The following is a 13,012-nucleotide window of genomic DNA, read 5'->3' as shown; positions in this document are numbered from 1 at the left end:
CGCTACTTCCCTCCCCCTCGGGAATGTGCGGTGGCGGGTGTTGTTCGCTGTGTCTACCGCAGCCGCCTGGGCCCCAGGTCGATTGCGCTCGGCTCAGGTCCGATTCGGACACGTGAATCGGTGATCTCCGCGCCGGTAGCCGAAGCGAGTACCGGCTCACAGGCCAGTTCGCGGACTTCGGGAATGTCGTCGGCCAGCGCCGAGATGCGCTGGACCAGATCAACCAACGCACCCTTGTTGACCGGAACGGCGTTGCGGTATCCGGAGAGAAGCGGCGCGGCCTTGGGCGCGTCGATCAATTCCGTAGCAGCGTCCTCGGTGAGAGGCAGTACGCGATAGGCACGGTCACCGAGGAGATCGGAGATCACACCGGCAAGCCCGAACGAGATCAGCGAACCGAACGACGGGTCGTCTTGGACACCAACCACACATCCGATGCCCTTGGTTGCCATTTTCTGCACGTGCAGCAGCGGTTCACCCGACGCTGCCGCAAGATCTCGGTAAGCGAGGCGCACCGATTCCGGTCCACTCAGATCCAGCCTGACACCGCCCAGATCCGGTCGGTGTCGCCACATTTCGCCGGTTGCCTTGACCGCGACCGGGTAGCCGACAGCATCCGCTGCCTCCACAGCTTCGTCTTCGCTCAGGACCGAACGGAATTCGACGACGGCGACCCCGTAACACTCGAGCAGCGCCGCCGCTTCCACATCTGAAAGCCAACGGCCAGGAGAGTTTTCAAGCCAATCTGCCACCATCTTCTGGGCTCGCTCGGAGTCGATACCCACGGGGCGAACCACCTTCGACGCAGGCTTGCTGCGCCACTCCGCATATCGCCAAGCCCTCGCCAACGCCAGGGCGGCACGCTCCGGCCCCGGGTAGGACGGCACCGAACCGCGGGTCGGGTTACCGACTTCGTCACGAACCGCCAGGACGTCCGGCACACCCTCAGCTGCGAGGAACGTGGTGAGAATCGGCTTGTCCGAGTCTGCGACGGCGTCCTTGAGTGCTTTCGCGAACGGCTCGACCGGAATGGCGACCGGGGGAACGAAGACGGCGATGACGGCATCGACGTCGAACGACGCCAAAGCGTCGCGCACGGCAGTGGCGAACAGTTCCGGACTCGCCTGGGCGCCGAGGTCGACCGGGTCGCTGACCTGCAGACCTTCACTGCGGGCCGCGTCCGCAGCAAGGACACCGAGCGCGGTCGAGTTGCCGATGACCGCAAGCCGGGGGCCGGCGGGCAACGGTTGGTATCCGAAGAGCAAGGCGCAGTCGAACAATTGTGAAATGGACCCGACCTGAATGACGCCCGCCTGTTCGAAGAGGGCGCGGACGATCGAATCGTCGATCTCGACTCCGGTGGCGGCGAGCACCGGCGGAACCGCGTGCCGACCGCTCTTCACTGCGACGATCGGCTTCTTCCGCGCAACTCGACGCGCGATGCGAGAGAACTTCCGTGGGTTGCCGAAGCTCTCCAGATAGAGAAGGACCACTTCGGTGGACTGGTCGGAATCCCAGTACTGCAGAAGGTCGTTACCCGAGACGTCCGCACGGTTACCGGCGGAAACGAAGGCGGACAATCCGATTCGGCTGCGAGCGGCTTCGTCGAGAATGGCGATACCGAGCGCGCCGGACTGACAGAAGAAGCCGACGTTGCCTGCCACCGGCAAGACCGGCGCGAGCGTCGCATTCAACGAAATCGCCGGGTCGTTGTTCGCGACACCCAGCGCATTCGGGCCGATGAGGCGCATACCGTGAGCGCGCGCTGCATGGACCAGTTTGCGTTCGGACGAGCGCCCGTCCGGACCACTCTCACTGAAGCCCGACGAGACGACCACCAGCGCTTTGACGCCCTTGTCGAGGCAGTCGTCGAGTACCGAATTGATCGATTCTGCAGGTACAGCCACGACGGCGAGATCGACGTCGTCGGGGATGTCACGAACCGTCGGATATGCCCGAACGCCGTGTACCGAACGATGCTCCGCGTTGACGGGATAGACCGGTCCGGTGAATCCGCCGCGCAGCAGGTTGGTCAACACCGCGTTACCCACTTTGGCCGGGTCCGCTGATGCGCCGATCACCGCCACCGATCGCGGGCTGAGCACGTTTCCCATGCTGCGGGCCTCAGCTGCCCGCTCACGCGAATTGCGTACTGAAACAAGCGCTTCCGTCGGGTCGATCGCGAATTCGAGTCTCAGCACGCCACCGTCGAAAGAGCGGCTCACCTGATACCCCGCCTCACGGAACACCGTCACCATGTTGCGGTTCTCGGAGAGGACCTCGGCGACGAACATCGTCAGACCGTTCTCGGCCGCTGCCGCTGCCAGGTACTCGAGCAGGATCGGGCCGAGGCCGCGCCCCTGGTGTGCGTCGGCGACGACGAAGGCGACCTCGGCAGACTTTCCGTCACCGACGTCGAGCAGTCGCTCGTATCGACCCACCGCGATGATCTCGTCGCCGAGCATCATCACGAACGCCACACGGTTGTGGTGGTCGACCGTCGTGAAGTTCTTGACGTCGCGCGCCGACATCGTGGGGTACGGGCCGAAGTAGCGCAGATACCGGGTGCGCTCGGAGAGTTTGCCGTGGAATTCGACGAGCTTGTCCGCGTCTTCGGGAACGATGGGTCGCAACGCCACCGCTCCGCCGTCGGAGGCGAGAACATCGACTACCCAGGAATGGGGATAGGTGTGAGCGGGGTCGGTCTTCGGCGCCTGGCCGCTCGCCTCGCCGCCTGCAGCTTCGGTATCGGACTGTTCAGTCACGGGGATCCTCCGGGTCGAGTCCGAGTAGCGGGAACGAAGCGCGACGTGTCGCGATGATCGCCGAGTCGATACGGGTGAGTGCACGGTCCACCGAGGCGACACCTGTCTCCGGTGTACCACCCGGGCCGTCCCACGGCGTGTAGGCGACATCGCCGCCGTCCCCCATGGTCGGCGGGAGGTCGACGCTCGGCGCTCGCAGCTTCGTCGATTCCTTCCAGTCTTCCGGGACAGCGGTGTCGACGTCGATCTCGCGATCGAGCGCTGCAGCGATCAAGTGAGTCCATGCCCTCGGCACGACGCGCACCAGTCCGTATCCCCCGCCTCCGACTGCCAGCCACCGCCCCTCGGAGTAGCGGTCGGCGAGGTCACGCATCGCCAAAAACGCGGCGCGCTGACCGTCGACGGTGAGGGCGAGATCCGCGAGCGGGTCCTCGCGGTGCGAGTCGACTCCGCACTGGCTGATGATGATCTGCGGGCGGAAGGCTGCAATGGCTCCCGGGACGACGGCGTGAAATGCACGCAGCCACAACGCGTCGACGGTTCCGGGCAGCACCGGGATGTTCACCGCCGTACCTTCGGCGGCCCCGTCGCCGACCTCGCTCGACCATCCGGTGTTCGGCCACAAGGTTGCCGGGTGCTGATGCAGCGAGACCGTGAGCACCCGCGGGTCCCCGAGGAACGCATGTTGCACTCCGTCGCCGTGGTGAGCGTCGACGTCGATGTAGGCGATGCGGTCGTAGCCGTTGTCGAGCAGCCACGAAATCGCAACCGCCGCATCGTTGTAGACGCAGAATCCAGAGGCCCAATCCGCCATCGCGTGGTGCATGCCGCCGCCGATGCTGACCGCGCGCCTCGTACGTCCCGAAGCGATTTCCTGCGCTGCGGCCAGCGAGCCGCCGGCGAGGATCGCACTGGCTTCGTGCATGTGCGGGAAGACCGGGTTGTCCTCGGTACCGAGCCCGTGGGGAACATCCTGGCCGCTCACACCGTTGTTCGCAGAGTTACCCGCGTCTTTGACCGCTGCAAGATATGCCGGTGTGTGGATTCTGAGGAGGTCGGCATCGGACGCGGCACTCGGTTCGAGAAATTCGATGCCCTCGAGAAGTCCGAGGCTTCGCGAGAGTGCCATCGTGAGATCGAGGCGAGTGGGATTCATCGGGTGATCGGCGCTCCACCGATAGCTCAGGTACTCCGGACTCCACACCACGACTCGATTCGCTCGAGACGCCGCGGGGTCCCCGTCAGATCTGATCGACGCGGTCATGGGATCACGCTACTTCCTTCTCGTTTCGTGCTGCACACCACACTCGTGGCCCGCTTCGGAGACCGAGATCGAGTGACACGAATCCAATTCGGACACGCGCTGGACTCGCCGCGGTGGAGGCGGCACCGGAACCACGAACTGAACGGTAGAATGATCAACTGACGAAGGGGTTGAGTGTGAAGGATCTAGTCGACACCACGGAGATGTATCTCCGGACGATCTACGACTTGGAAGAAGAGGGCGTAGTCCCACTCCGGGCGCGGATCGCCGAACGGCTCGAACAGAGCGGACCCACCGTCAGCCAGACTGTTGCGCGTATGGAGCGTGACGGCTTGCTGATGGTCGCCGGCGATCGACATCTGGAACTCACCGACAAGGGTCGCGATCTCGCGATCTCTGTCATGCGTAAGCACCGGTTGGCAGAGCGCCTGCTGGTGGACGTCATCGGTCTCAAATGGGAAGACGTACATGCCGAGGCATGCCGTTGGGAGCACGTGATGAGCGAGGAGGTCGAGCGTCGGCTCGTCGTCGTTCTGAACAACCCCACGACGTCGCCCTACGGCAACCCGATTCCGGGCTTGGACCAGTTGGGACTCGACGGCCCGGTTGCCACCACCGAAACATTGGTGCGCCTGACCGATATTCCGCACGGCGCACAGACAGCTGTGGTCGTTCGGCGACTGGCCGAGCACGTGCAGTCCGATCCCGAGGTGATCGCGCAGCTGCGTGACGCCGGCGTCGTTCCCGACGCCAGGGTGACGGTCGAAACCCGTCCGGGCTCGGTGACGATCATCGTGCCGGGTCACAGCGGGTTCGACCTGTCCGAGGAAATGGCTCACGCCGTTCAGGTCAAGCAGGTCTGAGGAAGTAGATGAAACTCCTGGTCACCGGCGGCGCCGGTTACGTCGGCAGTGTGTGCAGCACTGTGTTGCTCGAGCGTGGACACGAGGTTGTCGTCATCGACGACCTCTCCACCGGAAATGCCGACGCGGTGCCTGCCGGTGCCGAGTTCATCGAAGGAGACGTGGGAGCGCTTGCTGCCGACGTCCTCGGCAGTGCGGGTTCACCGGTTTTCGACGGTGTGCTTCACTTCGCGGCGCAGTCGCTGGTCGGCGAATCGGTGCTGCACCCCGAAAAGTACTGGCGCGGAAACGTCGTCACGACCATCGAATTGCTCGAGGCGATCCGTGTCTCCGGTACTCCGCGCCTCGTGTTCTCGTCCACCGCCGCAACGTACGGCGAACCGGAGCAGTCCCCGATCGTGGAGACCGCTCCGACCCGCCCCACCAATCCGTACGGCGCGACCAAGCTCGCGATCGATCATGCGATCACCTCGTACTCGATCGCCCACGGCCTCGGTGCGACGAGCTTGCGCTACTTCAACGTCGCGGGCGCGTACAAGTCCGCCGGTGAGAACCGGGTGATCGAAACCCACCTGATTCCGCTCGTCCTTCAGGTCGCACTCGAGCAGCGGGACAAGATCTCGGTCTTCGGAACCGACTGGCCCACGCCGGACGGAACCGCGGTACGCGACTACATCCACGTGCTGGACCTCGCCGAAGCACATCTACTGGCGCTCGAATCCTCGGTTTCCGGCGAGCACCGCATCTACAACCTCGGAAGCGGTGCCGGCTTCAGCGTGCGCGAGGTGATCGCCGCCTGTGCGCGGGTCACCGGCCTGCCGATCAACGTCGAGGACGCGTCACGACGGCTGGGTGATCCGGCAGTACTGATCGCATCGAGCGACAAGGCGATTGCCGAGCTCGGTTGGACGCCCACGCGTACCGATCTCGACGTCATCGTCGCCGACGCATGGCAGTTCCTCCAGGATCTGGGCGACCGCTCACACGCTGCTCGCTAGCTTCCATTCGGCAGTGCCGGCGGCAAGCCGGTGATTCCGAGCGATTCCCCGATGGACAATCCGACGGCCGCGAGGTCACGGATTCCGTCGGGGCGCATACCGGATTGCAGCGATAGATCCAGCAATCCCGCCAAGGTGTGTTCCGAATCGGCCGACAGCGCGGCCGACAGCGCAACACCTGCCAGAGGTCCGTCGCCACGCACGTATGCAAAGAAGCCGAGAAGTGTTGCCGGCCAAGCTCGTTCGGGCAACGGGACTTCATGGGTGAGCACGAGCCACAATTGCTCAGCATGTGCCGCAACGGACGTGATCGCCAATCCCAGCACCACGTCGCGCACGCGTACGTCCGTCAATGCGACCACCAGATCGGCGCATTCCTGCGGGTCAGGGCGGTGAGCGCCTGCCTCGACACGGCGGACATGTTCCAACACCAGATCGATCCGGCGCTGAACTGCGGTTTCACCGCTCGGTCCCCCTCTGTGCGCGCTCGACTCTCGTCGGCTCGCGATCAGTCGGGCAATCGTGTCGTGATTGCGAGCGGCGCCGTGTACCCACCGGACCAGTTCCTCACGCGAACGGCGAATGACCCTCCCGCCCAACACCTGTGCTGCCGCAACCGACGAAGATGCCGGGTCTGGCAGGGTGCCGCGGTGAATCGAACGCATGACGCTCGTCCACGGCTGGCCAGATTCTATTGCGGCCGTGCACAATACGTCGGCCAGCTCGACGCAGGTTCCGCCGAGCATGTCTTCGAATACCTCGGCCAGCTCGATGGTTTCATCGATCAGAGTTTCAGCTGCCGAGCAATCGGTGATCACCACGAGAACGACCGCACGCGCGCCTTCCCCGTCACAGACGGCGGCGAACTGGCGCAGCGCCGCGCTCATCTGCCTCGCGGGCTTTCCCCTGACACCGGGAAAGTAGTCGTGCCGCATCACTGGTCCGAGCGTCGAGGCGGAGGCGCCCATCAGAGACAGCGCAACCACAGAGTTGGACGGGTGGAAGCCCAGGAGTGCGGGTATTGCCGCGATCAATTCGCCTGGATCGGAGACGCGTTCGACGCATCCGAGAAGGGCGGCAAGGTCGTCGTCGGAGAATTCGAATTCTCCCGGAAGAGGTGATGTCGTCATGCACACACCGTCGCTGATCACCCTGACCCGGCCGTCTGCTCGACCAGGGAAAACAGCTGCGTCCAACTCGTCTGTGGATTACCGCATTTGTTGGGGACCAAGTACCGCGCCGCACCGAGCAGCTCCGCTACTTGTCGTACCTTTGTGCTGCGAAATCACTTGCCTGCTTTGACCTTCTGCACGGCTGCAGTGAACGCTTGATCCAGCGGTGCCGTCGAGGGCGTCGCAGAACCGAACGTCATCAGTGTTGTCGCCACCCGTACGTCGCCGACCTGCGCGATCAAGGTCAGCATCGTCTGATCACCGGCTGTGGCCTTGGGGGACACGACAGTGCGGCGAAGTGACATCGTCTTGTCGGCATCGATCGGCGACGGCGGAAGAATTTCCGTCGTCACTGCCGTAGTGATGCCGTTCGCAGTGACAGTCATGGACGGGCACTGCCGAGTTTGCGCTTCCAACTCGTCCAGTGGTGCATCGACCTTCGTGAGTTCAACCGAAATCGTTGCCCTCGTCGCGTTGTCGGTCCCGACCGCCATCACGGTCCCGTTCGGACCGTAATCCTGTTCCGGTGGCTCACATTCGGACGGATCGACGGTGGCACCGCGCGGGACGCCGACTAGATCCGGTGCTGCCATCGGAACGGCCTGCGGGGGCAGCACAACAGCGCCGAAGGGCTCGGGGAATTCCTCGGGAGTCAGCAGCAGTTCGGACAGCGGTGCCGCCGTTTTCGGAGAGGTAGATTTCGGCGTCGAGGATTTGGGTGCAGCCGTCGTACTCGGCGCCGCCGTGCCGCTGTCGGTCGCACCGGCAGTCGCCGGCGCGGAGTCCGGAACGGGTGCTCCTTGGACCGACCCGGAGCAGCCCGCGAGTAGTGCAACGGCGGCCACCGCAGCAAGTGAGCATGCGGCCACTCGCCTGGACGATCGTGGACACACCCGCATGTAAGCCTCCGCACTCGACCGATCCCGACAATCGACCAATCCATTTCGGACAAATCAGCCGTGCCGACCTTGTGTTCCACTCTGCCATGTCCGAAGCCGCGCACCCGACATCTAGCGAACGCCCAGGCCAAGTGTCGAAAGATACCGCTCAGCTTCGCTCTCGGCGAACGCCCGTCTCGTCGGATCGGGAATGATCGGTCACCGACTCGGTGTTCTTACCGATGAACGTCTGATCCAGTGCTGTCGGGCACCTGACTCCGATGCTGTCGAGCGTGCGCCGATAGTGGACACTTGAGATCAAGACCGAAGAGCGAAGGGGACTGCGATGGACGAACAGTCGAGGATGTACGAGCTGGAATTTCCGGCGCCCCAGTTGGCGGCTGCCGACGGCCAGGGACCGATCCTGATTCACGGACTCGAGGGTTACTCCGACGCCGGTCACGCCGTGAAGTTGGCGACGACGCATCTGCGCGAAAGCCTCGAGACCGAACTTGTCGCGTCGTTTGCTGTCGACGAGCTGATCGACTACCGCTCGCGTCGACCGACGATGACGTTCAAGGCCGATCATTTCTCCGATTACGACGCTCCGGCGCTCAATCTGTACGCACTGCGCGATACGGCCGGCACGCCGTTCCTGCTGCTCGCGGGGATGGAACCGGACCTCAAGTGGGAGCGGTTCACCACAGCCGTTCGTCTGTTGTCCGAACAGTTGGGAGTGCGTCGAACCATCGGGCTCAACGCGATTCCGATGGCAATCCCGCACACCCGACCGCTGGGTGTGACAGCACATTCGACCAACAAGGACCTGATCCAGGACCATCAGCGTTGGTCAGGTGAACTGCAGGTTCCCGGCAGCGCATCATCACTGCTCGAGCTTCGTATGTCTCAGCACGGGCACGAAGCGATGGGCTTTTCGGTGCATGTCCCCCACTACCTCGCGCAAACGGACTACCCCGGCGCCGCAGAAACTTTGCTCGAAAACGTTTCCGAGGTTTCGGATCTCGAGTTGCCCTTGGTTGCACTGGGTGAGGCCGCGGCGCGCGTTCGGGAACAGGTTAACGAGCACATAGCCGGGAACGAAGAAGTTCAGACTGTAGTCCACGCTTTGGAGCGTCAATACGACACTTTTGTCGCCGCTCAGGAACAACAGTCGTCCCTTCTGGCCGGCGAGGCCGACCTTCCCAGCGGTGACGAGATCGGCGCAGAGTTCGAAAAGTTCCTGGCCGAACAGGCAGGAAATGACGACTTCGGCTCAGCTGGAGACCTCGATCGAGGCGACGACTGACGAAAATGTGACGGGCAGGGCGCATAATTCGACATTGTGCGCATTCCGCAACCCCTCCGTTACCTGGGCTGTTGTTCAGGACACATCCGTCGGATAGCCTCAAACTCTGTGTGATTTTCGTTGACGGCTCAACAACTGGAGCAGACAGTCAACGTGGTCACACGCCGAGCCAGGAGGCGACATGAGCAGACCACGGAACCGTCAGCTCCGACCGGTCCCCGACGAGGAACCGCGGATGATGTTCCGGACGATTCACGGCTACCGACGCGCATTTCGGATAGCCGGCGAGGGTCCGGCAGTACTACTCCTGCACGGAATCGGCGACAACTCGTCGACGTGGACCGAGATCATTCCCCACCTCGCCAAGAAGTACACAGTCATCGCACCTGACCTGTTGGGTCACGGCCGTTCCGACAAGCCACGCGCGGATTACTCGGTAGCCGCGTACGCCAACGGCATGCGGGATCTTCTGTCGACGCTCGGCATCGAGCACGTCACCGTCATCGGGCACTCGCTCGGCGGCGGCGTAGCGATGCAGTTCTCCTACCAATTCCCACACATGGTGGATCGCCTCGTGCTGGTCTCGGCCGGTGGCGTCACCAAGGACGTCCATCCGCTACTGCGCCTCATGTCCGTTCCGGTGGTCAACGAGGTGGTAAAGCTGCTCCGGATACCTGGTGCAATGCCGCTCGTCCGGATGGCCGGGAACCTTGCCGGAGTAGTTCACGGTTCAAATCTGCGTCCCGGCACCATGTTGCACGACACACCGGACCTGATTCGCGTGCTCGCTGATCTCCCCGACCCCACTGCCTACGAGGCCTACCTTCGTACGCTGCGGGCCGTCGTGGACTGGCGCGGACAGGTGGTCACGATGCTCGACCGCTGTTATCTGACCGAGAATCTGCCGGTTCAACTGATCTGGGGCGACGACGACTCCGTCATTCCCGTCTCCCACGCTCATCTCGCGCACGCGGCGATGCCGAACTCACGCCTCGAAGTCTTCCGCGGCTCGGGCCACTTCCCGTTCCGCGACGATCCGATGCGTTTCCTGCAGATCGTCGAAGATTTTCTTTCCAGCACCGCACCACTCGTCTTCGACGAGGCTCGCTGGCGCCACATGCTGATCTCCGGGGTCGGCGAGAACACCATCACCGGAACGTCGTCCACCCGCATGGCGGTGCTCGACGCCATGGGCTCGGACGAGCGAAGCGCAACCTGATCCACGGTTGCGGCTAGCCTGTACGAGTGCTGCTGACGGAACTTCTCCCCGACAACGCGGATCCTGATTCCGTTTTCGACGCCTTCTCTTCGTGGACCATCGAACGAGGTTTGACGCTCTACCCGGCCCAAGAAGAGGCCGTCATGGAGTTGGTCTCGGGTGCAAACGTGATCCTTGCGACGCCGACCGGGTCAGGCAAATCGATGGTGGCGATCGGCGCGCATTTCTATGCGATGTCGCTCGGCAAGCGCACGTACTACACAGCGCCGATCAAGGCCTTGGTGAGCGAGAAGTTCTTTGCACTGTGTGAGGTCTTCGGTGCCGAGAACGTCGGCATGATGACCGGCGACGCCGCCGTGAACTCGTCGGCGCCGATCATTTGTGCGACGGCCGAAATCGTCGCGAATCTTGCACTGCGCGAGGGCCCGAACTCCGATATCGGCCAGGTCGTGATGGACGAGTTCCACTTCTACTCCGAACCCGATCGAGGTTGGGCGTGGCAGGTTCCGCTCATCGAGTTGCCGCACGCCCAGTTCCTGTTGATGTCGGCAACTCTCGGTGAGGTCGACTTCTTCTCCGAAGATCTGACGCGGCGTACCGGGAAACCCACCACCGTCGTCTCCGGCACAGAACGCCCCGTGCCTTTGATGTTCTCCTACGCGACCACGCCGGTCGGCGAAACCATCGAAGATCTGGTGACCACCAACCAGTCCCCCGTCTACATCGTGCATTTCACGCAGGCCGCCGCGCTCGAACGCGCCCAGGCACTGACGAGCGTCAACTTCTGTTCCAAAGAAGAGAAGGAAGCGATCGCCGAGGCGCTGGGTGGTTTCCGCTTCACCACCGGGTTCGGAAAAACACTCTCCCGCCTGGTCCGGCACGGCATCGGCGTTCACCATGCGGGCATGCTGCCCAAGTACCGACGGCTCATCGAAGTTCTCGCACAGGACGGGCTTCTCAAGGTGATCTGCGGTACCGACACCCTCGGCGTCGGCATCAACGTCCCGATCCGCACGGTGCTGCTCACGGGTCTGGCCAAGTACGACGGCGTCCGCACTCGGCATCTGAAAGCCCGCGAGTTCCATCAGATCGCCGGCCGCGCGGGTCGTGCAGGCTACGACACGATGGGCACCGTCGTCGTCCAGGCACCGGAACACGAAGTAGAGAATCTGCGGGCAGTCGCCAAGGCCGGCGACGATCCGAAGAAGATCAAGAAGATTCAACGCAAGAAGGCTCCCGAGGGGTTTGTGTCCTGGAGCGAAGCGACGTTCGATCGCTTGGTCGCCGCCTCGCCCGAGCCGTTGGTGTCGCGATTCTCGGTCAGCAACTCGATGCTGCTCAATGTCATTGCCCGCCCGGGTAACTGCTTCGACGCGATGCGGCACCTGTTGGAGGACAACCACGAATCGCGTCCGGCGCAGCGCAAGCACATCCTCAAAGCGATCTCGCTGTATCGCGGATTGCTCAGCGCCGGCATCGTGGAACGCCTCGACGAACCCGACGAGTACGGCCGCATGGCTCGGTTGACGATGGACCTGCAACGCGACTTCGCCTTGAACCAGCCACTCTCACCGTTCGCCTTGGCGGCATTCGAACTTCTCGACGTCGAATCCGACAGTTACGCACTCGATGTCGTCTCGATCATCGAGTCGACGCTCGACGATCCGCGTCAGGTTCTGATGGCGCAGCAGCACTTCGCTCGTGGCGAAGCGGTGGCACAGATGAAGGCCGACGGCATCGAGTACGAGGAGCGCATGGAACTCCTCGAAGAGGTTACGTGGCCGAAACCGTTGTCGGACTTGCTGTTCCCGGCTTTCGAAATGTACCGGGGTGGCCACCCGTGGATCACCGAGTTCGCCCTCTCCCCCAAGTCCGTGGTGCGCGACATGATCGAACGCGCCATGACGTTTGCCGAGTTGATCAGCCATTACGGACTCACCCGGTCCGAGGGCCTCGTCCTGCGCTACCTCGCCGACGCCTACCGCGCGCTGCGACAGACCGTCCCGACGGAAGCGCGCACCGAGGAACTCGAAGACATCATCGAGTGGTTGGGTGAGCTGATCCGTCAGGTCGACTCGAGCCTGCTCGACGAATGGGAGTCACTCACCGACCCCGGAGCCGAGGCAGACACGGAAGAGGTTGCGTTCGGCGCCGACATTCCCCGTCCCATCTCGGCGAACCCGCGCGCATTCCGCGTCATGGTGCGCAATGCGATGTTCCGACGCATCGACCTCGCGTCGCGTCGGCAGTGGAATGAGCTGGAAAGCCTCGAGGACGGTATCGACGCCGCCGAGTGGGAGGAGCAACTACTCCCGTACTTCGAGGAGTACGCAACAATCGGAACCGGGCCATCGGCGCGCGGGCCGGCGCTCTTCCAGGTCACCGAAGAGGGTGAGTTCTGGCGGGTGCGGCAGGTGCTCGAGGATCCGGAGGGCGATCACGGATGGGCACTGCTTGCAGTCGTCGACATCCCGGAATCGGATGCCGCGGGTGAAATCGTGTTCGACGAGCTGAGCGTCGTAGAAGGCTAGCGCCTGTGCGCCTTTC

Annotated in this window: 9 protein-coding genes; 5 read left to right on the top strand and 4 right to left on the bottom strand. The window is 63.4% G+C overall.

All coding sequences use genetic code 11. The annotated features are described in order from the left end of the window. Positions 1–53: 53 nt before the first annotated feature. A complete protein-coding gene (locus ASU23_RS22030) occupies positions 54–2,765 on the bottom strand; it encodes a bifunctional GNAT family N-acetyltransferase/acetate--CoA ligase family protein (RefSeq protein ID WP_054827533.1) in 2,712 nt (903 codons plus the stop codon). Further along, a complete protein-coding gene (locus ASU23_RS22025; RefSeq protein ID WP_003942159.1) occupies positions 2,758–4,029 on the bottom strand; it encodes an acetoin utilization protein AcuC in 1,272 nt (423 codons plus the stop codon). The genes ASU23_RS22030 and ASU23_RS22025 overlap by 8 nt, the downstream gene beginning before the upstream one ends. A 176-nt stretch (positions 4,030–4,205) precedes the next feature. Between ASU23_RS22025 and ASU23_RS22020 the strand changes: the two genes are divergently transcribed. Next, positions 4,206–4,892 carry a metal-dependent transcriptional regulator gene (locus tag ASU23_RS22020; protein WP_003942150.1) on the top strand — a complete coding sequence of 229 codons (687 nt, stop codon included), beginning with the start codon at positions 4,206–4,208 and terminating at the stop codon, positions 4,890–4,892. Between the two features lie 8 nt (positions 4,893–4,900). Further along, positions 4,901–5,890 carry a UDP-glucose 4-epimerase GalE gene (gene galE, locus ASU23_RS22015; protein WP_058038712.1) on the top strand — a complete coding sequence of 330 codons (990 nt, stop codon included), beginning with the start codon at positions 4,901–4,903 and terminating at the stop codon, positions 5,888–5,890. Here galE and ASU23_RS22010 read toward each other — a convergent pair. Then, positions 5,887–7,020 (bottom strand): DUF4192 domain-containing protein, encoded by a 1,134-nt coding sequence (locus tag ASU23_RS22010; RefSeq protein WP_216637133.1) that lies wholly within the window; start codon positions 7,018–7,020, stop codon positions 5,887–5,889. The two genes, galE and ASU23_RS22010, sit on opposite strands and share 4 nt — an antisense overlap. A 155-nt stretch (positions 7,021–7,175) precedes the next feature. After that, positions 7,176–7,931 carry a sensor domain-containing protein gene (locus ASU23_RS22005; RefSeq protein ID WP_058038710.1) on the bottom strand — a complete coding sequence of 252 codons (756 nt, stop codon included), beginning with the start codon at positions 7,929–7,931 and terminating at the stop codon, positions 7,176–7,178. Between the two features lie 355 nt (positions 7,932–8,286). Here ASU23_RS22005 and ASU23_RS22000 point away from each other — a divergent pair, with 355 nt between their 5' ends. The 3 genes from ASU23_RS22000 (at position 8,287) to ASU23_RS21990 (ending at position 12,996) form a co-directional block, all read left to right on the top strand. Continuing rightward, positions 8,287–9,246 (top strand): proteasome assembly chaperone family protein, encoded by a 960-nt coding sequence (locus ASU23_RS22000; RefSeq protein ID WP_058038709.1) that lies wholly within the window; start codon positions 8,287–8,289, stop codon positions 9,244–9,246. A gap of 181 nt (positions 9,247–9,427) precedes the next feature. Further along, positions 9,428–10,465, top strand: a complete 1,038-nt coding sequence (locus ASU23_RS21995) for an alpha/beta fold hydrolase (protein WP_007732813.1) — start codon at positions 9,428–9,430, stop codon at positions 10,463–10,465. Positions 10,466–10,491: 26 nt separating this feature from the next. After that, the gene (locus ASU23_RS21990) at positions 10,492–12,996 is read left to right on the top strand and encodes an RNA helicase (protein ID WP_058038708.1); all 2,505 of its coding nucleotides are present in this window, start codon (positions 10,492–10,494) and stop codon (positions 12,994–12,996) included. Positions 12,997–13,012: the final 16 nt, after the last annotated feature.

It is taken from the genome of Rhodococcus sp. KB6 (genome assembly GCF_001445685.1).
Lineage (GTDB): Bacteria > Actinomycetota > Actinomycetes > Mycobacteriales > Mycobacteriaceae > Rhodococcus_F > Rhodococcus_F qingshengii.
This window is presented reverse-complemented; position numbering and strand designations above follow the sequence as displayed.